Origin of the sequence: Terrabacter sp. RAF57 (assembly GCF_052113925.1) — a bacterium.
GTDB lineage: Bacteria > Actinomycetota > Actinomycetes > Actinomycetales > Dermatophilaceae > Terrabacter.
Window position 1 is genome coordinate 197026 of sequence record NZ_JBFRDT010000004.1, and the last position, 25514, is coordinate 222539.

Annotated in this window: 20 protein-coding genes; 5 read left to right on the forward strand and 15 right to left on the reverse strand. The window is 71.6% G+C overall.

The window, feature by feature from the left end; all coding sequences use genetic code 11:
- The first annotated feature begins 9 nt into the window (after window positions 1-9).
- Window positions 10-975, forward strand: a complete 966-nt coding sequence (locus AB4Y83_RS08095) for an acyl-CoA thioesterase (protein WP_442275586.1) — start codon at window positions 10-12, stop codon at window positions 973-975.
- Window positions 976-1171: 196 nt separating this feature from the next.
- Here AB4Y83_RS08095 and treZ read toward each other — a convergent pair whose 3' ends face one another.
- From treZ to AB4Y83_RS08145, 10 genes are all read right to left on the reverse strand, one after another.
- The gene (gene treZ, locus AB4Y83_RS08100) at window positions 1172-2995 is read right to left on the reverse strand and encodes a malto-oligosyltrehalose trehalohydrolase (protein ID WP_442275587.1); all 1824 of its coding nucleotides are present in this window, start codon (window positions 2993-2995) and stop codon (window positions 1172-1174) included.
- Complete coding sequence (gene treY, locus AB4Y83_RS08105) at window positions 2992-5421, reverse strand: malto-oligosyltrehalose synthase (protein ID WP_442275588.1); 2430 nt, start codon at window positions 5419-5421, stop codon at window positions 2992-2994. The genes treZ and treY overlap by 4 nt, the downstream gene beginning before the upstream one ends.
- Complete coding sequence (gene glgX / locus AB4Y83_RS08110) at window positions 5418-7589, reverse strand: glycogen debranching protein GlgX (protein WP_442275589.1); 2172 nt, start codon at window positions 7587-7589, stop codon at window positions 5418-5420. The genes treY and glgX overlap by 4 nt, the downstream gene beginning before the upstream one ends.
- Window positions 7590-7769: 180 nt before the next feature.
- Window positions 7770-8771 (reverse strand): siderophore-interacting protein, encoded by a 1002-nt coding sequence (locus tag AB4Y83_RS08115; RefSeq protein WP_442296515.1) that lies wholly within the window; start codon window positions 8769-8771, stop codon window positions 7770-7772.
- Window positions 8768-9619, reverse strand: coding sequence for an ABC transporter ATP-binding protein (locus tag AB4Y83_RS08120; RefSeq protein WP_442296516.1), 852 nt, complete (start codon window positions 9617-9619; stop codon window positions 8768-8770). Before AB4Y83_RS08120 ends, AB4Y83_RS08115 begins: the two co-directional genes overlap by 4 nt.
- Window position 9620: 1 nt before the next feature.
- Window positions 9621-10718 (reverse strand): FecCD family ABC transporter permease, encoded by a 1098-nt coding sequence (locus AB4Y83_RS08125; protein ID WP_442296517.1) that lies wholly within the window; start codon window positions 10716-10718, stop codon window positions 9621-9623.
- Window positions 10715-11761 (reverse strand): FecCD family ABC transporter permease, encoded by a 1047-nt coding sequence (locus AB4Y83_RS08130; protein WP_442296518.1) that lies wholly within the window; start codon window positions 11759-11761, stop codon window positions 10715-10717. The genes AB4Y83_RS08125 and AB4Y83_RS08130 overlap by 4 nt, the downstream gene beginning before the upstream one ends.
- Entirely contained in the window at window positions 11761-12822 is a 1062-nt protein-coding gene (locus AB4Y83_RS08135) for an iron-siderophore ABC transporter substrate-binding protein (RefSeq protein ID WP_442296519.1), read from the reverse strand. The genes AB4Y83_RS08130 and AB4Y83_RS08135 overlap by 1 nt, the downstream gene beginning before the upstream one ends.
- A gap of 165 nt (window positions 12823-12987) precedes the next feature.
- Complete coding sequence (locus tag AB4Y83_RS08140) at window positions 12988-13764, reverse strand: SDR family oxidoreductase (RefSeq protein WP_442275595.1); 777 nt, start codon at window positions 13762-13764, stop codon at window positions 12988-12990.
- Window positions 13764-14909, reverse strand: coding sequence for an acyl-CoA dehydrogenase family protein (locus tag AB4Y83_RS08145; RefSeq protein WP_020144477.1), 1146 nt, complete (start codon window positions 14907-14909; stop codon window positions 13764-13766). Before AB4Y83_RS08145 ends, AB4Y83_RS08140 begins: the two co-directional genes overlap by 1 nt.
- 98 nt (window positions 14910-15007) lie before the next feature.
- On the opposite strand from AB4Y83_RS08145, the gene AB4Y83_RS08150 reads away from it, so the two are divergent.
- Both AB4Y83_RS08150 and AB4Y83_RS08155 read left to right on the forward strand, forming a co-directional pair.
- A complete protein-coding gene (locus tag AB4Y83_RS08150; RefSeq protein ID WP_442275596.1) occupies window positions 15008-15634 on the forward strand; it encodes a TetR/AcrR family transcriptional regulator in 627 nt (208 codons plus the stop codon).
- Window positions 15635-15646: 12 nt separating this feature from the next.
- Window positions 15647-16189, forward strand: coding sequence for a 2'-5' RNA ligase family protein (locus AB4Y83_RS08155; RefSeq protein ID WP_442275597.1), 543 nt, complete (start codon window positions 15647-15649; stop codon window positions 16187-16189).
- Window positions 16190-16193: 4 nt separating this feature from the next.
- Here AB4Y83_RS08155 and yczE read toward each other — a convergent pair whose 3' ends face one another.
- Window positions 16194-16925, reverse strand: a complete 732-nt coding sequence (gene yczE / locus AB4Y83_RS08160; protein WP_442275598.1) for a membrane protein YczE — start codon at window positions 16923-16925, stop codon at window positions 16194-16196.
- A gap of 7 nt (window positions 16926-16932) precedes the next feature.
- Here yczE and yczR point away from each other — a divergent pair, with 7 nt between their 5' ends.
- Together yczR and AB4Y83_RS08170 are read left to right on the forward strand one after the other, a co-directional pair.
- Window positions 16933-18432: a MocR-like transcription factor YczR gene (gene yczR, locus AB4Y83_RS08165; protein ID WP_442296520.1), complete on the forward strand. Its 1500-nt coding sequence runs from the start codon at window positions 16933-16935 to the stop codon at window positions 18430-18432.
- A gap of 35 nt (window positions 18433-18467) precedes the next feature.
- Entirely contained in the window at window positions 18468-19508 is a 1041-nt protein-coding gene (locus AB4Y83_RS08170; protein ID WP_442296521.1) for a magnesium transporter CorA family protein, read from the forward strand.
- Between the two features lie 63 nt (window positions 19509-19571).
- Here the strand turns inward: AB4Y83_RS08170 and ettA are convergent, their stop codons facing one another.
- The 4 genes from ettA to AB4Y83_RS08190 all read right to left on the reverse strand — a co-directional run bounded on the left by ettA (window position 19572) and on the right by AB4Y83_RS08190 (window position 25480).
- Window positions 19572-21254, reverse strand: coding sequence for an energy-dependent translational throttle protein EttA (gene ettA / locus AB4Y83_RS08175; protein ID WP_020144471.1), 1683 nt, complete (start codon window positions 21252-21254; stop codon window positions 19572-19574).
- Window positions 21255-21322: 68 nt separating this feature from the next.
- Window positions 21323-21931, reverse strand: coding sequence for a single-stranded DNA-binding protein (locus AB4Y83_RS08180; protein WP_442275601.1), 609 nt, complete (start codon window positions 21929-21931; stop codon window positions 21323-21325).
- A gap of 154 nt (window positions 21932-22085) precedes the next feature.
- A complete protein-coding gene (locus tag AB4Y83_RS08185) occupies window positions 22086-23774 on the reverse strand; it encodes a GTPase (RefSeq protein WP_442275602.1) in 1689 nt (562 codons plus the stop codon).
- Window positions 23771-25480: a dynamin family protein gene (locus AB4Y83_RS08190; RefSeq protein WP_442275603.1), complete on the reverse strand. Its 1710-nt coding sequence runs from the start codon at window positions 25478-25480 to the stop codon at window positions 23771-23773. Before AB4Y83_RS08190 ends, AB4Y83_RS08185 begins: the two co-directional genes overlap by 4 nt.
- Window positions 25481-25514: the final 34 nt, after the last annotated feature.

The window sequence follows — 25514 nt, forward strand, 5'->3', positions numbered from 1 at the left end:
GGTCGACCTGTGAGTGCCGACGCCCCCGCCGAACCGCGCCCGCTGCCCCCACTCGAGGACCTCATCGAGGTGCTGACCCTCCGTGACGTCGGCACCGCGCAGATCGCCGTCACCGACGTCCAAGGACGTGACGCCGCGGAGTCGATCGGCGCATCATCCGCCCGGGTCTTCGAGGGGCGCAGCCAGAAGATGCCCCACGGGCGCGTCTTCGGTGGTCAGGTCCTCGCCCAGTGCGTCATGGCCGCCGGCATCACCGTGCGTGACCTCAACGACGGCGACGGCGCGCGGCCGATCCACTCGCTGCACGGCTACTTCATGCGGCCGGGCGACGACACGCTGCCGATCCGCTTCGCCGTCGAGGAGATGCGCGACGGCAACTCGTTCTCGACCCGCCGGGTCCATGCAGTCCAGAAGGGCGCGCCGATCATGTCGATGGTGTGCTCCTTCCAGGAACGCGCCGGGGGTCTCGACCACCAGAACGGGATGCCGCAGGTCGCGGGCCCCGACGGGCTCACGTCGCTGGCCGACGCCTTCCGCGGCGTCGACCACCCCGGCGCCCGGCACCTCGCCGAGTCCCGACCGATCGAGCTGCGGCCTGTCGAGAGCAACATGTTCCTCGACGCCGGGCCCGAGCAGGTCGCGACGAACCACGTGTGGATGCGCGCCATCGACCGCCTGCCCGACGACCCCCTGCTGCACGCCGCGGTCCTGGCCTACTCGAGCGACTACTCGCTCCTCGAGCCCGTGTTGCGCCGGCACGGTCTGGTCTGGACCGACCGTCGCCTGCGGGTCGCGAGCCTCGACCACTCGATGTGGTTCCACCGCGAGGTGCGCGTCGACGAGTGGCTGCTCTACGCCCAGCAGTCTCCGTCGGCCGTCAGCGGTCGCGGCCTCTCGATCGGTGAGATCTTCAGCCAGGACGGCACCCTCGTCGCCACGACGGCCCAGGAGGGCATGGTCCGCGTCAAGTCGTGACGCACCGGGGTGGGCTCCGCCAGTTCGACGGGCAGCGGGCCCCGCTCGCTCCCTCGCGTAGACGCTCGGTCTCACTCGAGTGGCCTCTTCACCCCACGCCTACCACCGAGGGTGGGACCAGAGTGTCGTGGCGGCCACTCGAGCTGCTGGCGGTGGGACCCGGGAGACGTGGCGGCCACTCGCGTGGCGTCTGAGGTCAGGCGGTCGTGCGCAGGACGGCGACGTCGTGGCCGTCGAGGCTGACACCGTGCGAGTCGACGATCGGCGACCGCCCCCACGAGGCGAGCACGTGCTCGACCTCGCCCGCGAACGGGACGACGCCGGCGCGGCCCGCGAGGTTGGCCACCACGTGCACCGACCCGCGCGACAGGATCATCCAGCGGGCAGTCTCGTCGAAGGTCACCGTCGTGGCACGCAGATCACCGGAGGCGACGTCCGGCTGCGTGCGCCGCACCTTGATGAGCTCACGGTAGAAGTGGAGCATCTCGTTGTGGCCGGGCGCGTTCGGCTCGCTCCAGTCGAGCACGCTGTGCGCCCGGGTCGCGGGGTCCTGGGGGTCGGGGACGTCGGCCTCGTCCCACCCGTGGGCGGCGAACTCGGCACGTCGGCCGGAGCGCACCGCGTCGGCCAGCCATTCCTCCTCGAAAGAGGTGAAGAACGCGAACGGCGTGCTCGCACGCCACTCCTCGCCCATGAAGACCATGGCCGTGAACGGGGAGAGCAGGTAGAGGGCGGCGCCGATCGCCTGCTGCCCGGGCGAGACCTGGTCGCTGATGCGGTCACCCATCGCGCGGTTGCCGACCTGGTCATGGGTCTGCAGGTAGGCGAGGAACTCGTGCCCCGAGCGCGTCCCGGGGTCGACCCGCGCGCCCCAGAGCTCGCCCCGGAAGGTGGAGACCCGACCGTCGTGCAGGAAGGCGTCGGTGAGTGTCTTGGCCAGCACCGAGATGGCGCCGCCCTCCGGCCACGCCTCGTTGCCGCCGGCGAAGTCGGCGTAGTAGCCCTGTGTCTCGCCGGTCAGGGCGACGTGGAGGGCGTGGTGGATGTCGTCGTCCCACTGGGCCGTCATGCCGCGGCCACCCTCGGCGGTGGGCGTCACCATGACGGCGTCGTTGAGGTCACTCTCGGCGATGAGGTCGAGTGGCCGGCCGAGCTCCTCTGCGAGAGAAGCGGTCTCGCCGGAGAGCTGGGCGAGGATGTGTGGCTCGGACGTGTCGCGCAGCTCGTGCACGGCATCGAGCCGAAGCGCGTCGACGTGGAAGTCGCGGAACCACCGGAGGGCGTTGTCGACGACCCAGCGCCGCACCTCGTGGCTGCCGTCCGCGTCGAGGTTGACGGCGGGCCCCCACGGCGTCGTGTGGGCGTCGGTGAAGTAGGGCCCGAACTCGGCGAGGTAGTTGCCGGTGGGACCGAGGTGGTTGTAGACGACGTCGAGGCACACGCCGAGGCCCCGGACGTGGCACGCGTCGACGAAACGCTGGAAGGCGGCCGGGCCGCCGTACGCCTGCTGGACGGCATACGGCGCGACCCCGTCGTAGCCCCAGCCGTGGGTGCCGCCGAAGGCGGCGACGGGCATGACCTCGACGACGTCGACTCCGAGCTCGACGAGGTGCTCCAGGTGGGCGATCGCCGCGTCGAAGGTGCCCTCCGGCGTGAACGTCCCGATGTGCAGCTCGTAGACGACCCCTCCGAGGACGCCACGGCCGTCACGGGTGCCGCGCCACTCACCGTCACCCCAGGTGTGAGCCGCCGCGTCGAAGGTGCGGCTCGCCGCGTGGACGCCGTGCGGCAGCCAGGCACTCCGCGGGTCGGGTCTCGGGTCGCCTCCGTCGATGCTGAAGGAGTAGTCCAGGGTGACGTCGTCCGGGCGCGGCCACGTCCACCAGCCGCCGTCGCCGGCGGTCATGGCGTGCCGCTGCGCCGCCGAGGTCGGCTCGGCGCCGGACCCGTCGACCCGGGCGACGACGACGTCGACCCGTGACGCTGATGGCGCCCAGACGCTGAGGCTCTCGGGGGTCATGACTCGTCCCGTACCCGCACGAGCAGCGCGACGGGCAAGCCGTCGTCACCGACGAGGTCGGCGAGGCGCGTGCGCCCACCGTCGAAGGTGCGCGCGGACACGACGTCGGACCAGCGCCTCTCGGGCAGGGCGAGGGTGGCGTCCCCGAAGCCGCCGGCGTCGGCGAGCCGGCCGGCGAACCGCGTCACCACGGTCACGACCTCCACGTCGTCGCCCGTGCCCCGACCGAAGGCGACGGCGTGCTCGGAGCCGGTCGCGACCGGGACATACGTTGCGTCCTCACCCGTGAAGCACTCGGGCCACTCGCGGCGCGTGCGCAGGGCGGCCGCGGTGACGAGCAGCTTCTCGTCGTCGAGGTCCGCCGGGGCACCGCCGGCGTCGAGGCGGGCGAGCCGGTCGCGACGGTCGTCGTAGTCGACGGGCCGCCGGTTGTCGGGGTCGACGAGCGACAGGTCGACGAGGTCGGTGCCCTGGTAGACGTCAGGCACGCCCGGCATCGTCAGCTGGACGAGCTTCTGGCCGAGCACGTTGGCACGCGTCTCGCGCCCCGTCGAGTCGACCCAGTCCTCGACGTGGGCCACCATCTCCGGTGTCGTGACGACGCCCGAGACGAACCGCTCGACCGCCGACTCGTAGGCCTCGTTCGGCTCGGTCCAGCGCGTGAAGAGCTTCGACTCGCGGATCGCCTTGAGCGCGTAGGCCTGCAGCCGCTCCTCACTGATCGGCCACGCCCCGACGAGGGTCTGCCAGAGGAAGTACTCGGTGAGCGTGTCGAGCTCCTGGGCGCGGACCGGTGTCGCCAGCTCTCGTGCCGCGCGCACCCAGGTGGCCCACGCCTCCGGTCGTTCCGCGAGCACGAAGAGCCGCGCCCGCACGTCCTCGGACCGCTTCGTGTCGTGCGTCGAGAGCGTCGTCATCGACTGCGGCCACTCACCGAGCAGGTTCTCGGCGAACCCGTGGAAGGCGGACGTCGGCAGGCCCACCCGGGTCGGGTCGCCGCCGACCTCGTTGAGCCCCACGAGCCGGACGTAGCGGTAGTACGCCGTGTCCTCGATCGCCTTGGCCATGGCGGGACCGCACGTCTGCTGGAACCGCACGACGAACTCGTCGCGCGCCGCGTCGTCCCGGACGTCTCCCCGGCCGAGGCCGAGGTCGACGAGGCCCTCGACGACCGTGTCGTCCAGGGCACCCGACGCGCTCTGTGCACCACGAGACGCGGCGGCCCGGAGCTCGGCCGCGTCGGCGCCCGCGATGGGGGCTCCGGGCCTCACGTAGACGCGGTAGCGGTCCATGCCGACGAGCATCGCCTCGAGCACCTCGCGAGCGGCGACCTCCTCGAGGTCCGGCCGCGCCCGCGCGACGAGTCGCATGAGCCGGCTCACCTCGGTGGCAAGCATGACCTGGACGACCCACCGCTTCGACTCGGTGACGATGTCCCCGAGGTCCTGCCGCTCTCCGAGCAGCTCGGTCGACAGGTCGTCGAGGGGCTCGGCCCCGGCGGGGTCGACGAAGAGCCCGCCGATGCGCAGCAGGGCGTCGTAGCCGGTGGTGCCTGCCGTCCGCCACAAGTGCGGCAGCTGCTCCTCGCCCTCGAGGATCTTCTCGACGACGACCCACGCGTCACCGGTCGCCTCGGCGAGCCGCTCGAGGTAGCCCTCGGGGTCGGCGAGGCCGTCCGGGTGGTCGATGCGCAGCCCGTCGATCGCGCCGGAGCGGATCCCGTCGACGAGGAGGGCGTGCGTGGCGTCGAAGACTTCGGGCTCCTCGACCCGCACCGCGATGAGCGACGTGACGTCGAAGAAGCGACGGTAGTTCAGCTCGGAGTCGCCGACCGTCCACGACGCGAGGCGGTAGTGCTGGGCGTCGAGCAGCTCACCGATCGGCAGCCGCGGGTCCGTGCCGGGCGCGAGCGGGAAGACGTGGTCGTAGTACTGCACGACCGCCTCACCCTCGTGCTCCCCCACGGAGATCTCCCCCGCTGCGAGCACCTCGTCGAGCGGCGCCCCGAGCACCGGCATGAGGAGGTGCCCGTCCTGGGCGTCCCAGTCGACGTCGAACCACGTGGCGTATGCCGACTGCCGGCCCTCGCGGAGCACCGACCACAGCGGGCGGTTGAGCGAGAGGGGCGTCGGTGTCGTCATGTGGTTGGGCACGACGTCGACGACGACGCCGAGCCCGGCCTCGTGGGCTGCCTCGACGAGGCGGCCGAAGCCGGCGTCGCCGCCGAGCCCTGCCGCCACCGACGCGTGGTCGGTGACGTCGTAGCCATGCTTGGATCCGACGGTGGCCTGCAGGATCGGCGACAGGTAGAGGTGCGTGATCCCAAGTGCCGCAAGGTGTTTCACCTGCGCGAGCGCGTCGTCGAGGGTGAAGTCCGGCTCGAGCTGGAGCCGGTGGGTCGAGACCGGTGCGCTGGCATACCTCACGCGGTGGCCTCCTCCGTGACGCCCGGGATGATGGGCGAGACGATCTCGCGTGGGCACCTCAGCACGACGATGCTGCGGGGCTGCACCTGGATCTGCCACGTGGCGTCGAGGTGGTTGGCCTCGACCTCGTGCAGGGCCGTGTCGATGACCGGGATCCACTCGGCGCCGTACTCCTCGTCGGGCAGCGTGAAGGTCAGCGGCTGGTCGTGGGCGTTGAACATCACGAGGAACGAGTCGTCGAGGATCTGCTGGCCGCGCGGGTCCGGCTCGGGGATCGCCGAGCCGTTGAGGAAGATCATGAGCGACTTGGCCAGGCCGTTGCTCCAGGCCTCCTCGTCCATGTGCTGTGCCTCGGGCGTGAACCAGGCGATGTCGCCGAGCTCGCTCTCGCCGCCGTGGTCGGCGTTGCCGGCGAAGAAGCGGCGACGACGGAACACCGGGTGCTCGCGCCGCAGCTTGACGAGCGACTGGGTGAAGACGAGGAGCTTCTGGTCGTCCTCGTCGAGCACCCACTGGATCCACGAGATGTCGTTGTCCTGGCAGTAGCCGTTGTTGTTGCCGCCCTGCGTGCGACCGAGCTCGTCGCCGTGCAGCATCATCGGCACGCCCTGCGAGAAGAGCAGCGTCGTGAGGAAGTTGCGCTGCTGGCGCAGCCGCAGGTCACGGATGACCGGGTCGGTGGTCGGCCCCTCGACGCCGCAGTTCCACGACCGGTTGTGGCTCTCGCCGTCGTTGTTGCCCTCGCCGTTGGCCTCGTTGTGCTTGTCGTTGTAGGACACGAGGTCGCGCAGGGTGAAGCCGTCGTGGGCCGTGACGAAGTTGATCGAGGCGATCGGCTTGCGGCCCGAGTGCTCGTAGAGATCGCTGGATCCGGTGAAACGAGAAGCAAACTCGCCGAGGGCACCACCCTCACCGCGCCAGAAGTCGCGCACCGTGTCGCGGAACTTGCCGTTCCACTCGGTCCACAGCGGCGGGAAGTTGCCCACCTGGTAGCCACCCTCGCCGACGTCCCACGGCTCGGCGATGAGCTTGACCTGGCTGACGACCGGGTCCTGCTGGATGAGGTCGAAGAAGGCCGACAGCTTGTCGACCTCGTGGAACTGGCGGGCCAAGGTGGCGGCGAGGTCGAAGCGGAAGCCGTCGACGTGCATCTCGGTGACCCAGTAGCGCAGCGAGTCCATGATGAGCTGGAGCACGTGCGGACTGCGCATGAGGAGGCTGTTGCCCGTGCCCGTGGTGTCGTAGTAGTGGCTGAGGTCGTCACTGACGAGGCGGTAGTAGCTGTTGTTGTCGAGCCCGCGGAAGGCCAGCGTCGGGCCCATGTGGTTGCCCTCGGCCGTGTGGTTGTAGACGACGTCGAGGATGACCTCGATGTTCGCCGCGTGCAGCGCCTTGACCATGGCCTTGAACTCGAGCACCTGCTGGCCACGCTGCCCACCGGCGGCGTACTCGTTGTGCGGGGCGAGGAAGCCGATGGTGTTGTAGCCCCAGTAGTTGGACAGGCCGCGGTCGACGAGCGGCGCGTCCTGGACGAACTGGTGCACGGGCATGAGCTCGATGGCGGTGATGCCGAGGTCGCTCAGGTGCTTGATCATCGCCGGGTGCGAGATGCCGGCATAGGTGCCGCGGATCTCCTCCGGGATCTCCGGGTGGAGCATCGTCAGGCCCTTGACGTGGGCCTCGTAGATGATGGTCTCGTGGTACTCGTGGCGCGGCGGGCGGTCGTCGCCCCAGTCGAAGAACGGATTGATGACGATGGAGTGCATCGTGTGGCGCACGTTGTCGTCGGTGTTGATCTTCGTCGTCGTCGCGGCCTTGGCGTCGCCGAAGGTGTACGAGTAGAGCGACTGGTCGTTCTCGGCCTGGCCCTCGATCGCCTTGGCGTACGGGTCGAGCAGGAACTTGCTCGGGTTGCAGCGGTGGCCGTTCGCGGGGTCGTAGGGTCCGTGCACGCGGAAGCCGTAGCGCTGCCCGGGCTGCACGTAGGGCACGTAGCCGTGCCACACGAAGCCGTCCGTCTCGGGCAGGTCGAATCGCGTCTCGTTCAGGTCGTCGTCGAGCAGGCAGAGCTCGATGCGTTCGGCGACCTCGGAGAAGACGGCGAAGTTGACCCCCGAGCCGTCGTACGTCGCTCCGAGTGGGTAGGGCTTGCCCGGCCAGATCTCCATGGACCTTCTTCCGTCGTACGGTCGCGGCAGCGCCGCGGCGCCACGGCGTGGCGACCTGCGGACGACGGTGGCCGCACAGCGCATTCTCCCCTGCCCGGGCCCGTCCAGCGCAAGCGGCCGTGTGCCGGTCGGCGCGCCGTGCCGCGACGCGCCGTCCGGGCGGGGTGGGGAAGGCGCTGATCAGCCGGCGCGTCCCTGCTTCCAGTACCCCATGAAGGCGACCTGCGGACGGGGCATGCCTCCCTCGCCCACGAGGAGGCGCCGACAGGCCTTGACCGTGTCGGAGTCGCCGGCGACCCAGGCATACGTGTCGCGATCGCCTGGTCGGGGCCGCGCCCGCCGGGATGCCGTGACGTCGTCACCCGAGGAGCTGTGGGCCGGGGTCTCCCACACGGCGTCGTCCAAGTCGGCCGAGGGGCCGAGGGACGAGGCGTCGGCGACGGCACGCTCCGGGTGCAGGTCCAGGCACTCGCGCAGCACGGCGAGGGTCTGCTCGCCCCTGGGGCGGCCCCCGCGAGCGATCCAGTGACGCTCGATCCCGGCCGGGAAGCGGACGTCGAGGAAGTCCGTGGCGTCCGGCACCTCCACGACGGCAACGCCCCGGGTGCAAGCCGGCAGGGACTCGACGATCGACGCAAGCGCAGGCAGGGCCGTCTCGTCGGCGACGAGGAGCAGTCGCCCCGCGGCGCCCGGGTCGAACTCGATGCCTCCGAAGGCGTGTTCGTGACCGCGGCGCGGGGCAAGCAGGCCGACCTCGTCGCCGACGGCGGCTCGCGCCGCCCACGTGCCGGCGGGACCGGCAGCCGCGCCGGCTGCGCCGAGCGGGTTGGCCTCGCCGAGCGGGCCGTGACCGTGCAGCACGAAGTCGACGACGAGCTGGCGGTCGCCACCCTCCCCCTCGACGGCACGGGCCGTGTAGGTGCGCAGGTGACCACGGTCGGCCCCCGGCAGCGCCAGCCACGCGGCATACCACCCGTCGGGGTCGAGGAGCGCGCTCGGCGCCGGCTTCCCCGGCGACGGGATGAGCAGCTTGACGCGCTGGTCGAGCGTAGGCCCCTCGGGGCCGAGGTGCTCGAAACCGTTGCCGCCCAGACGGATCCGGACGAAGGACGGGCTGAGTCGCTCGACCCGGCGGACGACCGCCGTGAGGAGCAGGACGGGGCTGACGGCGGTCGTGGTCACGAGGTGGCTCCGCTCTGGTGGTGGGTCGAGGTGGGCACGACGAGCGGCGAGCCGGTGACGGGGTCGGCGATGACACGACTGCGGAGGCCGAAGACCTGCGCCACGAACTCCTCGTCGACGAGGTCCGCCGGTGCGCCGCTGCCGACGAGACGGCCGTCGCGCAGGGCGACGACGTGGTCGGCGTAGCGGGCCGCGAGGTTGAGGTCGTGCAGGACCATGACGACGGTCGTCCCCCGGCTGCGGTTGAGGTCGCGCAACAGGTCCAGGACGTCGATCTGGTGCGCGAGGTCGAGGTAGGTCGTGGGCTCGTCGAGGAGCACGACGTCGGTCTCCTGGGCGAGGGTCAGCGCGATCCACACGCGCTGTCGCTGGCCGCCGGACAGCTCGTCGACGGGTCGCTCGGCGAGCTCGAGGGTCCCGGTCGCCCGCATGGCCCTGGTGACGGCCTCGTCGTCGGCCCGCGACCACCGGCGGACCAGCGTGTGGTGCGGGTGTCGACCGCGGCCGACGAGGTCGACGACGGTGATGCCCTCGGGCACGGGCGGGCTCTGCGGGAGGAGCGCGACGTGGCGGGCGAACCCCTTGGGCCGCAGCGACCAGACGTCGTCGTGGGCGCCCTCGGAGGCGAGGTGGACGCTGCCCTCGGTGGGGCGCAACAGACGTGAGAGCCCGCGCAGGAGGGTCGACTTGCCGCAGCCGTTGGGCCCGACGACGACGGTGATCCTGCCGGCCGGCACGTCGAGGTCGAGGTGCTCGACGACCCGCCGACCGTCGTAGCAGAGGGTGAGGTCGCGGGCACGCAGGGCCGTGCCGTTCGTCGGGGTGGGGGCGAGGGTCGTGGAGGTCATGTCAGGCCTTTCCGGCTCGGCCCGCGGTGACGACGACCGCGAGCATGAGGGGTGCGCCGAGGGCGCCGGTGACGACGCCGACGGGAAGGTTGACGTCGGGGATGAGGTAGTCACCGGCGAAGTCCGACAGCACGACGACGACGGCCCCGACGAGGGCCGCCGCCCACAGCGAGGGACGCCCACCGCAGAGGCGTCGCGCGATCGGCCCCGCCAGGAAGGCGACGAACGCGATGGGACCGGTCGCGCTCGTCGCGACGGCGGCGAGGGCCACGGCGACGACGAGCCCGAGGCGAGCCCGACCTGCGGGCGCCCCGAGGGTCGCCGACAGGTCGTCCCCGAGCTCGGCGAGCCGCATCCACCGCGCGCACACCGCGAGAAGGGGCGCGAGGACGAGCACCGCGGCCGAGAGCAGCCCGATGACGGGCCACGTGGCGCGTGCGAGGCTCCCGGTGAGCCAGACGAGGGCAGCCTGCGCGTCCTGGATCGAGGTGCGCGTCATGACGAACTGGATGACGCTCGACAGGAGGGCGGCGACGCCGATGCCGACGAGCACCATGCGCTGGCCGGCGAGCGTGGTCCCCCGACCGACGGCATGCATGAGCAGCCCGACGGCCACCGCACCGACGAGGGCTGCTGCCGGCAGCCAGAGGCCCTGCGCGTCGAGGAACGTCAGGGCGATGACCGCTGCGGCGGATGCGCCGAGGCTGATGCCGATGATGTCGGGGCTCGCGAGCGGGTTGCGCAAGGTGGTCTGGAACATCGCCCCCGCCGCCCCGAACGCCAGACCCGCGAGGAGCCCCAGCAGGGCACGTGGCAGCTTGGCCTCCATGACGATGAAGGAGGCGCCCGGAGCGTCGGGCAGCGTCTCGCCCCTGAGGATGGGCAGCAGGTCGGTGAGCGCGACGACGTAGTCGCCGAGGAGCACACGGACGAGGACGGCGGCGACGGCGGCCACCGTGAAGGTCGCGATGACGAAGCGCACCCGACGCGTGGGCCGCCTGCGGGCTCGCACGACGCGGGTGAGGTCGGCGGGTTCTTCCGCGGCCACGGCACGCGGGTCGGCGCGGGCCCCGGTCGGGGCGAGCACGTCGGCGGTCACAGGCTCGCCATCCGGCCGCGGCGCACGAGCACGATGAAGAAGGGCACGCCGATGACGGCGGTCATGATGCCGGCCTGCACCTCGCTCGGCTGGGCCACGAGCCGTCCGACGGTGTCTGCGGCGAGCAGCAGGATCGGCCCGGCGGCCAGACACACCGGGATGATCCGCCGGTGGTCGGGGCCGACGACGGAGCGGGCGACGTGCGGCACGACGAGGCCGAGGAAGCCGATCGGCCCTGCGAGCGCGGTCGAGGCGCCACAGAGGACGGCGACGCCGACGGCGACGGTGGCCCGGGCGACGAGGACGTTCTCGCCGAGACCGCGGGCCAGGTCGTCGCCCAGCGCGAGGGCGTTGAGCCGGCGCACGGCGAGGAGGACGACGACGAGCCCCACGGCGAAGAACGGCAGCACGGTGACGACGAGGTCGAGCCCCCGGCCCCCGATCGTGCCGACCTGCCAGAAGCGGAAGGAGTCGAAGGACTRCTTGCTCGAGACGAGGACCCCGGACGACCAGCTCGCCAGACCGGCCGCGACGGCGGCTCCGGCGAGCGTGAGGCGCAGGGGCGATCCACGACCGGCGAGCCCGGCGAGCGCGTGGACGAGGACGGCCGCGAGACCGGCACCGGCCATCGCCCACCAGACGTAGCCGCTGAGCGAGCCCACGCCGAAGACCGAGATCGCCAGGACGACGGCCAGTCCGGCGCCGGCGTTGACGCCGAGCAGTCCCGGGTCGGCGAGGGGGTTGCGGGTCAGCCCCTGCATCGCCGCGCCCGCGACGGCGAGCGCCGCGCCGACGAGGACGCCCACGACCGTCCGGGCGACGCGAGCCTCGACGATGCCGCTGTCGGCCACGCCGTCGCCGTGGCCCGTCAGCACCTGCACGACGTCGCCGAGAGGAATCGCCTTTGATCCCAGCACGATCGACGCGACGACGGCCAGGACGAGCACGACGAGCAGGGCGAGCAGGAGGGCTGCGAGCCCCGGGAGGGTCGCGTCGCCGGAGGCCACCCGCCCCTCCCGTCCAGCGGTCTGGGTGGCGCTCATCAGGCGGCGTCGGCCTTGTCGGCCGCGGCCGCCACGAGGGGCACGAACAGCTCGGTCATGTACGGGATGGACAACGGCGTCGGCGAGCTCATCGTCAGACCGACCTTCTGGTCCTTCGTCGCGACGAGCGCCCCCGCCTTGATGGCGGGCACCTGGCCGACGAGCGGGTCCTTCGTCATGACCACGACCTCGGAGTCCTCGGTGATGTACGTGAGGAAGACGTCGGCCTCGAGCGTCGAGGCACGCTCGGCGCTGACGGTCAGGTAGAACTCCTTGGAGCCCCTGGCCTGCTCCTCGACGACCGGCGCGTTCTTCATGCCGAGCTCGGTGAGCATCTGCGGCCGGAGGTCGCTCGGGGTGTAGAAGCCGATCTGCGAGAGGTCGGTCGGGGCGACGTAGCCGTAGATGAAGGTCTTGCCGGCGAGCTGCGGATACCTCGCCTTGGCCGCCTCGAGCGCCCCGATGGTCTTCGCCTCGACGTCAGCCGCCTGCTTCGAGCGCCCGAGCGCCTTCCCGATCGTCTCGAGCGAGACCTGCCACGGCGTGCCGTAGGCGACCTCCGGGTAGGCGACGACGGGTGCGAGCTTGCTCAGCTTGTCGTACTCGTCCTTCGTGATGCCGGAGTTCGTGGCGAGGCTGAGGTCGGGCTGCAGCTGCGCGATCTCCTCGACGGGGTTGCCGTCGGCGTCGTCGAAGCGTGTCGGCGCGGTGCCGCCGAAGGTGGCCAGCTGCGCGTCGAACCAGTCCGTCGAGAGGTTCGCGTTGCCGCCCCACGTCACCGTGGGGGCACCGACGGGGGCCACCCCGAGCGCCGCCACGTGGTCGGCGTCGGACCAGCCGAGGGTGACGACCCGCTGCGGCTCCTTCGTGATGGTGGCCGTCCCGAAGGCGTCCTTGAGGGTGACGGGGTATGCCGTCGGGTCGGCTCCCGTGTCGCCGGCCCCTGCCGCTGCTGCGCCCGCGGGGGTCGGGGCGGAACCCCCGGTGGGTCCGGTGGTGCAGCCGGCGAGGACGAGCGCCGCGGCGACGGCGGCGAGGAGGGCGGTGCGAAGGCGCGACACGGGGGATCCTTCTGTCGAGTCGACGAAACATTAGGTTAGGCTTACCTTAGTAAGCCTCACCTAACTGATGTCAAACCCGGCCCGGAATGCGTCCGGCCCCGTGCGCTCGCACGGGGCCGGACGGCATACATCGTCGGCGAATCGCCTTGCGGCGGAACGGATCTCCTAGAGGGCGCCACCCAGGGTGACGCCACCGTCGATCGTCAGCGTCTGACCGGTGACCCACGACGCGTCGCTGCTCAGCAGGAAGCTGACGGCGCCCGCGACGTCCTCGGGCAGGCCGAGGCGCTTCATCGGGTAGGCGCGGACGACCTTCTCCTCGCGCCCCTCGTAGAGCGCCTCGGCGAACTTCGTCTTGACGACCGCGGGGGCCACGGCGTTGACCCGCACGTCGGGACCGAGCTCGTAGCCGAGCTCGGTCGTCAGGTGGATGAGCGCCGCCTTGGACACGCCGTACCAGCCGATGACTCCGCTCGCGCCCTGGCCGGCGACGGAGGCGAGGTTGACGACCGACCCGGGGTGGGCCTCGTCGCCGAGCCCGGCCGCGACGGCCTTCTTGATCCACGAGAAGGCGGCGACGACGTTGACGTCGAGCACCTTGCGCGCGATGTCGAGCCCGGTGTCGAGCATCGGGCCGTAGACAGGGTTGATGCCGGTGTTGTTGACGAGCAGGTGCAGCCCGCCGAACGTCTCGCGCGCCGCGCTGATGACCTCGTCCTGGTGGTCCTCGTCGGCTGCGTTGCCGGCGATGCCGAGGGCGTGCTCCGGACCGCCGAGCGTGGCGACCGCCTCGGCGAGCGCGTCCGGCTTGCGCGCCGTGATGACGACCTTGGCCCCCTCGGCGACGAGGCGCTCGGCGATGCCGAGACCGATCCCGCGGCTGGCGCCGGTGATGATCGCGACGGCACCCTCGTGGCGGCCGCCGCGTGCGTCGGCCGCCATCAGAAGCCGAGGTCCCGGCCGATGAGCTCCTTCATGATCTCGTTGGAGCCGGCCCAGATCTTCGTGACGCGGGCGTCGCGCCAGGCGCGGGCCACGCGGTACTCGTTCATGAAGCCGTAGCCGCCGTGCAGCTGGACGCAGTGGTCGAGCACGTCGTTCTGCACCTCCGAGCTCCACCACTTCGCCTTGGCGGCGTCGACGGCCGAGAGCTTGCCCTCGGCGTGGGCCGCGATGCAGTCGTCGACGTAGGCCTCGGCGACCTCGATCTTCGTCACGAGCTCGGCCATGAGGAACTTGTTGTGCTGGAAGGCGCCGATCGGCTGGCCGAACGCCTTGCGGTCCTTGGCGTACTGGATCGTCTCCTCGAGGATCGCCTTGGCGTGGGCGACGTTGGAGACGGCGGCGCCGACGCGCTCCTGCGGGAGGCGCTGCATCATCGAGATGAAGCCCATGCCCTCGGGGCCGAGGCGGTTCTCGTCGGGGACGCGGACGTTCTCGAAGAAGAGCTCGGCCGTGTCGGACTCGTCCATGCCGACCTTGTCGAGCTTGCGGCCGTTCTCGAAGCCCTCCATGCCGCGCTCGACCATGAGCAGCGTGATGCCCTTGGCACCCTTGGACGGGTCGGTGCGCGCTGCCACGATGACGAGGTCGGCCTGGTAGCCGTTGGTGATGAAGGTCTTGGAGCCGTTGAGGATCCACGAGTCACCGTCCCGGACGGCGGTCGTCTTGAGCGCGGCGAGGTCGGAGCCACCGGAGGGCTCGGTCATGGCGATGGCGCAGATGAGCTCACCGCTCGCCATGCCGGGCAGCCAGCGCTGCTTCTGCTCCTCGGTGCCGAGGTCGACGATGTAGGGCGGGCACACGTCGGAGTGGATGCCGAAGCACGAGCTCGTCGCGGCGTTGAAGCGCGACATCTCCTCGGCGACGACGGCGTTGAAGCGGTAGTCGTCGACGCCGGCACCGCCGAACTCCTCGGGGATGTCGAGGCCGAAGAAGCCCTGCTTGCCGGCCTCGAGCCAGATGTCGCGCGGGATCGACTTGCCCTCGATCATCTCCTCGGCGCGCGGCGCGAGCGTGCGGGCGACGAACTCGCGCGCGGAGGCGCGCATCGCCTCGTGGTCCTCGTCGTAGATGTTGCGGGGCATAACGTCCTCCATCGGGCGTGCTCACGGGTGCGACGCGCTGGTACCCGTCGGTAACTAAGCGCTTGCTTAGTTTCCCTCCCCTGCGGCATGCTGTCAACGTGCCGCAGCCCACCACGACCCCGCCGTCCGTCGGCGCCCGGACGTCCGACCCCGACGCCTCGACCGTCGAGCGGCTCCTGCAGGCCGCGGCCCACGCGTTCGCCGACAAGGGCTTCCACGCCACGACCACCCGTGACATCGCCTCCGGGGCCGGGCTCTCGCCCGCCGGGGTCTACGTCCACTTCGGCTCCAAGGAGGAGCTGCTCTTCGCCCTGAGCCGCAGCGGCCACGAGTCCGCGCTGCGCCTCATGCGCTCGGCCATCGCCGAGGGCTCGACGCCTGCCGAGCAGCTCGTCACCGTCATGGCGCGCTTCACCGAGTGGCACGTCGAGCAGTACCAGGTGGCCCGCGTCGTGCAGTACGAGCACCACCACCTGACCCCCGAGCACCACGCCGAGGTCCTCAAGCTGCGCAAGGAGATGGACTCCCTCGTGCGTGACGTCCTCGACCGTGGGGTGGCCGACGGGACGTTCTCCGTCGACGACAGCGCCGACACCGCGCTGGCCCTGCTCTCGATCGTCGTCGACGTGGCCCGCTGGTACTCCCCGACGATCCGACGCAGTCCCGCCGAGATCGGCGCGACGAACGCCGCCCTCGCGCTGCGGCTCGTGGGCGCCGGGCACTGAGCGTGCCCCCTCATGACCTCGGCCGTCACCGGCCACTCGGTGCTCCAGGTGCCGGTGCCGGTCCTCGAGCCGTTCGTCCTCGCCCGCACGCGGCACTACGACGCCGACTACGTCTCGGCAGACCCGGACTTCGTCCACGCGCACGTCACGGCGCTCGCGCCGTTCCTCGACCTCGAGTCCCTGACGCAGACAGCGCTCGACGTCGTCGCCGAGATCGCCGCAGCGACAGAGCCTTTCGCGTTCACACTCGAGGCCGTCGACACCTTCCCCAACGGGATCGTCCACCTGCTGCCCGAGCCGTCGGCGCCCTTCGCCACCCTCACGTCGCGGCTGCGGGAGGCCTTTCCCCAGTGCCCGCCGTATGCCGGTCGCTTCGGTGACGTCGTGCCGCACCTGACGCTCGACGCCCTCTCCGACGTGGTCACCGAGGAGTCGACCCGCAGGCTGGCCGCCCCCCGTCTCCCGGCCCGCTGCCGGGCCGAGCGACTCGACCTCGCGTGGTACGAGCCGGGCGCCTGCAGGGTGCTCCGGTCGTGGCCCCTCACCGGCGCCTGAGACGTCAGCTCGTCGTCGAGCCCAGCGCCGACGTCGGCGTCACGGGGGCGGCGCCCTCTTCGGGCGCGGCGCCGTCCTCACGCGGGGGCGCTCCCGCAGGGGCGAGGTCGATGGTCAGCCGGGGCAGGAAGAACTGGACCAAGGGGCCGATCGTCACGGCATACAGCACGGTGCCGAGGCCGACGGGTCCACCGAGCAGCCAGCCGACCGCGAGCACGACGACCTCGATGGTCGTGCGGACGAGCCGGATCGACAGCCCGGTGCGCCGCGCGAAGCCCGTCATGAGCCCGTCACGGGGGCCGGGACCGAGCTGGCTGCCGATGTAGAGGCCACCGGCGACGCCGTTGAGCACGATGCCGGAGGCGAGGAGCGCCACCCGGGCCCACATCGCCTCGGGCGGCGCGATGAGCGCGAGGCCCGCGTCGGCGGCGAGGCCGATGACGACGACGTTGGCCACGGTGCCGAGACCTGGCCACTGCCGCAGCGGCACCCAGAGCAGCAGGACGAGCGCACCGACGATGATCGTCACCTGCCCGAAGGTCAGCGACACGTGCGTGGCGATCCCGGCATGGAAGACGTCCCACGGGTCGAGCCCGAGCGTCGAGCGGATCATCATCGCCATGGAGACGCCGTAGAGCACGAGTCCCACGAGGAGCTGGACGACGCGGCGCGGGAGGCGGCCGGCACGCAGCTGCTGCCGCGGAGTGAGGTTCGCGAGGGGGACGTGACGTCTCATACCGTCCATGATGCCGACCAGTGGACTGCCTTTTAAGAGCCAGTCGTGGGACAGTGGACCGGTGCGCACCATCTCGGCCCGGTCACTGGCCCTGCTTCTCGGGTCCGGTCCTCTCCCCCGGCCGGCCTATCGCGGCCTCGCCGACGGCATCCGCCGGCTCGTCTCCGACGGACGGCTCCTCGTCGGGACGCGGCTGCCGAGCGAGCGCACGCTGACGACCGAGCTGGGCCTGAGCCGCACGACCGTCGGTGCGGCCCTCGACGCCCTGCGCGACGAGGGGTTCGTCGCGACGCGGCGCGGCTCGGGAAGCGTCGTCTGCCTTCCGGCCGGGCCCTCGGGCCTCGCGCTGTCGCAGGCCGGCCTCATCCCCACGGACGTGCCGCCCGACGTCATCGACCTCACGTATGCCGCCCTCCCGGCCGCCGCCGGTGTCACCGCGGCCTACGAACGGGCCCTTCTCGAGCTGCCGCGCTTCCTCGCGACCGCGGGCTACGACCCACGCGGGCTGCCGGAGACGCGCGCCGCGGTGGCCGACTGGTTCGAGGGCCGGGGGCTGTCCACCTCCCCCGACCACGTCGTCATCACGTCCGGTGCGCACGGTGGACTGTCGGCCGTGCTCCGCTCCCAGCTGGACATCGGTGACCGGGTCCTCGTCGAGAGCCCCACCTACCCGAACGCCATCGTGGGGGTGCGGCGTTCGGCGTACCGCGCAGTGCCCGCGCAGCTGACGGCGACGGGGTGGGACGTCGAGGCGATCGAGGTCGGGCTGCGTCAGAGCGGCGCCCGGGCGGCATACCTCATCCCCGACCACCAGAACCCGACCGGACTCGTCATGGATGCGCCCACGCGACAGGCGCTGGCCGGCGTGCTGGCCCGGGCGAACACCGTCCCGGTCATCGACGAGACGTTCGTCGAGCTCGGCCTCGAGGACCCGGACGGCGCGGCACGAGCTGCGCCCTTCGCGGCCTCCTCCCCCGCCGCCCACACCCTCGGCAGCGCCGGCAAGACGTGGTGGGGCGGCCTGCGCGTCGGCTGGGTGCGAGCACCCCGCGGCGGTGCCGAGGCCGTCATCGAGGCCCGCCACAGCCTCGACCTCGGCACGGCGATCCTCGAGCAGCTCGTCGTCACCGACCTGCTGCGGCAGGGTGAGTCCCTGCTGACCGAGCGCCGGCGCGAGGCGCGCTCCCGGCGCGACGCCCTCGTCACGGCTCTTCGCCAGCACGTCCCCGACTGGCGCCTCACGGTGCCCTCGGGCGGCCTGAACCTCTGGTGCGAGCTGCCGGAGGCCAGGGGCGACGAGCTCGCTCGGGTCGCCGAGTCCGCCGGCGTCCGGCTGGCCCGCGGTGGACAGTTCGGGGTCGAGGGCGGTTTCACCCGCTGGGTCCGGGTGCCCTTCTGCGTCGCACCCGACGAGGCCGACGAGGTCGGCCGACGGCTCGCCACCGCCTGGCAGCTCGCGCTCGGCGAACGCCCCACGACTCGCGAGGTCACGCCCCTCATCGCCTGACCGTGCCAGCGCCTCGGGGCTGCGAGACTGGCCCGGTGAGCAACGACGGAACCGGGCGCATCACCTCCTGCCGGTGGGAGCACGGCAAGGTGGTCGACGAGGGCTTCCCGCTCGAGGACGTGTCCGAGCTGCTGGGTCGCGAGGACTCGCTCATCTGGGTCGACCTGTGCGAGCCGGACCACGCCGGCCTGCGCGCCCTGTCCGCGGAGCTCGGGCTCGACCCCCACGCCGTCGAGGACGCCGTCTCCGCCGGCGAGCGACCGAAGGCGACCCGGCACGCCAAACACACCTTCCTCACCGTCTATGCCACCCGGCTCGAGCCCGGCGGCACCTCGACGGGCGCCAACGGTCCCGAGCCCCTGGGGCCGGAGTCCCGCCTGCGCACTRCACGGATCTCGGCGTTCGTGCTCCCGGGCGGCATCATCACCGTCCGCGGCACCGACGAGGTCGACATGCAGCAGGTGCTCGACCGGTGGAACGACGACCCCGAGCTGCTCGCGCTCGGCGTCGGAGCACTCGTGCACGGGCTGCTCGACACCGTCGTCGACGGGCACTTCGAGGCGATCCAGCAGCTCGACGACGCGATCGAGGACCTCGAGGACCTCCTCTTCGACGAGAGCGGCCGCATGCACGCCGTCCAGGTGCGCACCTACCGGCTGCGCAAGGAGCTCGTCGAGCTGCGACGTGTCGTGCTGCCGATGCGCGACGTCGTCAACGCGGTGCTCCGTCACCGGGGCGAGCTCGACCAGCGGCACACCGAGCTCGACGGCTTCTACGACGACCTCTACGACCACGTCCTCCGGGCTGCCGAGTGGACCGAGTCGCTGCGCGACATGGTGACGACGATCTTCGAGACCAACCTGTCGCTGCAGGACGCCCGGCTCAACACGGTGATGAAGAAGCTCACCGGCTGGGCCGCGATCATCGCCGTCCCGACCGCCGTGACGGGGTGGTTCGGCCAGAACGTGCCCTACCCCGGGTTCGGTCGGCCCTGGGGCGTCCTCTTCAGCGCGGCCGTCATCGCCGGCGTGGCCGTCACGCTCTACGGCGTCTTCCGGCGCAAGGGCTGGATCTGACGCGAGAGGACCGGGATGCGTGCATCCCGGCCCTCTCGTCGACGGCATCGCCGTCGCTCGCGGTCAGTCGCGCGTCAGCTTGCGGTAGGTGACGCGGTGCGGACGGGCGGCCTCCGGACCGAGGCGCTCGACCTTGTTGGCCTCGTAGGACTCGAAGTTGCCCTCGAACCAGTACCAGCTGGCGGGGTTCTCCTCGGTGCCCTCGTAGGCGAGGATGTGCGTCGCGACGCGGTCGAGGAACCACCGGTCGTGGGTGATGACGACGGCGCAGCCGGAGAACTCGAGCAGCGCGTTCTCGAGGGAGCCGAGGGTCTCGACGTCGAGGTCGTTGGTCGGCTCGTCGAGGAGCAGCAGGTTGCCGCCCTGCTTGAGCGTGAGCGCGAGGTTGAGACGGTTGCGCTCACCACCGGAGAGGACGCCAGAGAGCTTCTGCTGGTCGGGGCCCTTGAAGCCGAACTGCGACACGTAGGCCCGTGAGGGGATCTCGACGTTGCCGACCTTCATGTGGTCGAGGCCGTCGGACACGATCTCCCAGAGGTTCTTCTTCGGGTCGAGACCCTCGCGGCCCTGGTCGACGTAGGAGATCTTGACGGTCTCGCCGATCTTGACCTCGCCACCGTCCGGCTCCTCGAAGCCGACGATCGTCTTGAAGAGGGTCGACTTGCCGACGCCGTTGGGGCCGATGACGCCGACGATGCCGTTGCGCGGGAGGGAGAAGGAGAGGTTGTCGATGAGGACGCGCTCGCCAAAGCCCTTCTTGAGGTTCTTCACCTCGATGACCGTCGAGCCCAGACGCGGGCCCGGCGGGATCTGGAGCTCCTCGAAGTCGAGCTTGCGGGTGCGCTCGGCCTCGGCCGCCATCTCCTCGTAACGGGCCAGACGTGCCTTGCTCTTGACCTGACGACCCTTGGCGTTGCTGCGGACCCACTCGAGCTCGGTCTTGAGCCGCTTGGCCAGCTTGGCGTCCTTCTTGCCCTGGATCGTCAGTCGCTCGGACTTCTTCTCGAGGTAGGTCGAGTAGTTGCCCTCGTAGGGGTAGAGGCGACCGCGGTCGACCTCGGCGATCCACTGGGCGACGTTGTCGAGGAAGTAGCGGTCGTGGGTGACCGCGATGACGGCGCCGGGGTAGCCCTCGAGGTGCTGCTCGAGCCAGAGGACCGACTCGGCGTCGAGGTGGTTGGTGGGCTCGTCGAGCAGCAGCAGGTCGGGCTTCTGCAGGAGCAGCTTGCAGAGGGCGACGCGGCGACGCTCTCCTCCGGAGAGGTTGGTGACGGGCGAGTCCGGCGGCGGGCAGCGCAGGGCGTCCATCGCCTGCTCGAGCTGGCTGTCGAGGTCCCACGCGTCGGCGTGGTCGATGTCCTCCTGCAGCTTGCCCATCTCGGTGAGCAGCGCGTCGTAGTCGGCGTCGGGGTCGGCCATCTCGGCCGAGATCTCGTTGTAGCGGTCGAGCTTCGCCTTGATCTCGCCGGCGCCCTCCTCGACGTTGCCGAGGACCGTCTTGTCCTCGTTGAGGGGCGGCTCCTGCAGGAGGATGCCGACGGTCGCCCCGGGGGCCAGACGCGCCTCGCCGTTGCTCGGCTGGTCGAGTCCGGCCATGATCTTGAGGATCGTCGACTTGCCGGCGCCGTTGGGGCCGACCATGCCGATCTTCGCGCCGGGGTAGAAGGACATCGAGACGTCATCGAGGATGACCTTCTCGTTGTGTGCCTTGCGCGCACGGGTCATGGTGTAGATGTACTCGGCCATGCGCAGAAGGCTATCTGTCAGCGAGCGCGGCACCGAATCGGTGTCCGCGCTCGCGGACCTTGTCGACGTCAGGCCGTGAGCCGCTCGACGACCTCGTAGTCGTCGGTCTCGGGATCACCGGTGGCGAGCACCCCACCGGCGTCGTCGCGCGCACCGTCGGCCGGGTCCGCGCCGGGGTCGTAGTCGTCGTCGACGACCCCGTCCGCGTCGACGTGGGCGGGGCGCTGGTCGGCAACGGCTGGCTCGCCCTCGGCCAGGGCGCGCACGGACGCCTGGACGTCGGGGTCGGCCGTGCGGTCCTGGCCGAGCGCGGCCGCGCGGCTGACGCGCTCGAAGCTCGCGCGTCCCCACGACAGGTCGTGTCCGACGTGGTCGGCGTCGATCTCGGGCGAGGTGCGCGGCTGGCCGTCGTTGCCGACGTACTGCTTGATCGACAGGTTGCCCTCGACGATGACCGGCTGGCCCTTGCGCAGCGCCGAGGCCGCGTTGGCCGCGAGCGCGTTGAACGCGATGACGCTGTAGAAGCTCGTGTCGCCGTCGACGAAGCGACCGTCGGCAGTGCGGCGGTAGGGCGTCGTGGCGACGCGGAAGGTCGTGAAGATGCTGCCGTTGCGGCCGTGTCGCTCGACGGGCTCGGTCACGACGTTGCCGTGCACGGTGATGCGGGTCTCGTTCATCGCTGCTCCTCGGAGGGTTCCAGGGGCGGCCTCGCGCCGCCTGCACCCACCCTCGGACGCGACGGGCCCGGCCGACAGCGGGCGTCAGCCGCCTGTGGACACCAGGACACCGGGCCGAGGGGATGTGGACAGCGCCCCCTGCGCCCGGGGCGCGTCAGCCGGCTGCGGCCTCGAGGTGCTCGCGGGTCTCTCGGTGACGCAGGAGGACCTCGTCGACGGGGATGAGGATGTGCTCGTCGGCCACGGCCGCGACGGACTCGGTCAGGCGCTTGCCGACGACGGTGCGCCGGTGCCGAGCACCGACGCGCGCCCACCACCGGGACAGGATCCCGAGCCCGACACCGATCAGCACGCCGACGATGAGCATGACGAGCGGGAGCGGCAGGATGCCGACGGCGGGGGTCTCAGGGCGCGGGAGCTGCAGCAGCGCGAAGGCCCACAGCACGGCATACCAGATGAGCCCGGCCAGGGCGACGAGTCCCAGCACCCACTGGAGGATGTTGACGACGAACCACCAGACCGGGCGGCGCGCGCGCAGGGAGGTGCCGATGACGGCACGGTCGAGCGAGTCGCTCAGCGCGCCGTCGCCGCCGTCGACGGCGTCCTCGACGGCGTGGGCCCAGCGGACCGGCAGCCCCTCGGACGCGTCGCGCACGAAGCTGCGCGTGGCGAGGTCGACGGCAGAGGCGGTCGACACGGTCGGGGCCGGGATCGACGACCGGCCGAGCACGGCGCGCACGTCGGCGCCGTCGATCTCGACGGGGATCGGCGGCCGTCCGCCGGTGCGGTCGAGACGGAGACGACGGAGCGGGTCCGAGGCGAAGCCCTTCGTCCATCGGGCGAAGAGCCAGCCGGTGTGCGCGAACGCCTCGCGACGGTAGTCGCGCGCGACGGCGTCGAGCACGATGGGGACACCCGCTGCGCGAGCCAGCGAGGCGTCGAGGGCCTCGCGCGGGACACGGCCCACGTCCGCCTCGGAGTCGGCGACCCCGGGACGCAGCTTCGTCGCGGCACCGACGACATCGGCCTTGAGGCGCTGACGCGAAGCAGCATGTCCGGCAACGGCATTCGCCAGTCGCTGCTTGAGCTCGGGAATCCCCTGACCGGTCAGGGTGGAGGTCGCGAGCACCTTGGCGTCGGCGACTCCGTCGGCCAGGAGGAGCTTCGTGAGGTCCTGGGTGAGGACCGTGACACCCTCGGCGGTCAGACGGTCGGCCTGGTTGAGCACGCCGAGGGTGACGGCGTCGTGGTGCGACAGGAGGCTCACGAACTCGTCGTGCAGTCGGGCGTCGGCGTACTTCTGCGGGTCGGTCACCCAGACGAAGACGTCGACGAGCTCGAGCACGCGCTCGGCCTCACGACGGTGCTCGAGCTCGCGGGAGTCGAAGTCCGGCAGGTCGAGGAGCACGAGCCCGTCGAGGGAACCGGCGACCTGGACGGGCCCGTCCCCCGCACCGGCCGACGTGTCGACGACGTGACGGGAGGCCACCCCCAGCCACTCGAGCAGCTCGGACGCGTCGGCGTCGCCCCAGAGGCCGGCCGTCGGGCGGGAGGTCGTCGGGCGACGGGCACCGATCGTGGCGACGTCGGCGCCGACGAGGGCGTTGAAGAGCGAGGACTTGCCGCTGCCCGTCGCCCCGGCGAGCGCGACCACCGTGTGGTCACCGGCGATGCCGGAACGCTCGACGGCCCGGTCGACGACCCGTCGCGCGACCTCGACGCCCGAGGGGTCGAGCTCGTCGGCACCCGACACGAGCGCCATCGACAGCTCGGTCGTGCGCGTGCCCAGCTCAGCCGCCGAGACCGTCGCCACCCGGGCGCGGCCCATCCTGATCGGGCTCATCGCGCTGCCTTGACTGCGGCACCGGCCGCGGACAGGTGCTCGGTCTGGTCGGTGTCGACGTGCAACGTCGTGACAGCTCCTTCGTAGCGGGCGAGCTCGGCGGCATACAGCGCGTCGACGCGCGCGGTGAGCTGCTCGCGGGCCTGGCGCGCGAGCTCTCGGACAGCCTGGTCGCCGAAGACGGCCTCGAGCAGCTTCTGGCCGACGACGGCCGTGCCGCCCGCGATGCCGACCTCGGCGCCCGTGATCCCAGCCGTGCTCGCGAAGGTCACGAGCATGAGGACCACGCCGAGACCGTTGACGCCGTAGGCCATGATCCGGGCCGTCGTGCGGCGGTCGCGACCCTCGTCGCGGACCATCTGGAGGATGTCGCCCTGCCAGTCGCGGACGAGGCGCTGGATCCGCTGGTCGAGGTCGGTGCCCGAGCGCGCGAGGGTCGGGTCGGCGGTGAGCAGCTGGTCGCCGCCGGGCAGGGTGCGCCACGAACGCGAGATGGCGCCCGCCGCGAGCTCGGCGCGGTTGACCACGAGGGACTCCACACCGGACTGGAGCGCCTCGCCGAGGTGGTCGGCCCGGGCCGGCTCGCCCTTGAGGAACGACGTGAACCGGTCGCGCACCCTCGAGACGGTCGACTCGACCTGCCGGAAGAACTCTCCCGTGCCGACGAACTCCTGCCACCGGGCGAGCACCTCGCCGCGGAGCAGGGTGCCGTCGAGCATGCCCGCGTGGACCTGCGCCCTCGCCTCGTCGTAGGCCGCTGCGGCCGCGTCGACGAGCGCCCGGCCCGCCGCGGTCTGGTCCTCGGAGGCGGCCACGAGCGACTGGGTGCGGGTGTCGAGCGAGACGAGCGCCCCCTGGAGCGTCTGGCGCACGACGTCGGCGCGAGCCTGCGCATCGCCGGCGAGAGCCGCGAGCCAGCCCCGCAGCCGTTCGGTCTGGTCGGCGGGCAGCAGGCCGTCGACCAGCTCGGACTCGACGACCGTGAAGATCGGCGCCTGGTCGAGCCCCTGCTCGCGCAGCATCGACGCGAAGTGCGTGCGGATCTCGTCGACGGCGGCGGCGGGCACGCGGTCGAGGACGACGGCGACGGCGGTGCCGCGTTCGAAGGCCTCGCGCAACAGCTCCCACGGGACGGCGTCGGCGTAGCGGGCGGCCGTCGTGACGAAGACCCAGAGATCGGCGGCCGCGAGCAGCTGCGTCGCCAGGTCACGGTTGGCCTCGACGACGCTGTCGATGTCGGGCGCGTCGAGCAGGGCCAGCCCGGCGGCGACCTCGTCCGTCGAGACGAGGCGCACCGCGCCCGGGCCGTCCGACGACGAGTGGCGACCGGTGATGCGGGCCAGGGTCGGCAGGATGCGCGGACCCGAGAACCACGCGGCGTCGGAGGGGTGGTGGATGAGCACCGGCGAGCGGGTCGTCGGCCGCAGGACGCCGGGCAGGGTCACCTCGCGCCCGACGACGGAGTTGACGAGCGTCGACTTGCCGGCGCCGGTCGAGCCGCCGACGACGGCGAGGAGCGGGGCGTCGAGCGAGGTCAGGCGCGGGATGACGTAGTCGTCGAGCTGGTCGAGCAGACGGGTGCGCGCGAGGCGCGCAGCCGGGGCCGACGACAGGTCGAGGGGCAGGGAGGCGTCGGAGACGGCAGACCGAAGTGCCTGAACGCTCGCGAGGAGACGGGCATTGCCCACCCCTGAATCACCTGCCACGCCCGTATCCTTCCGTGTCGCACTGGCACAACCA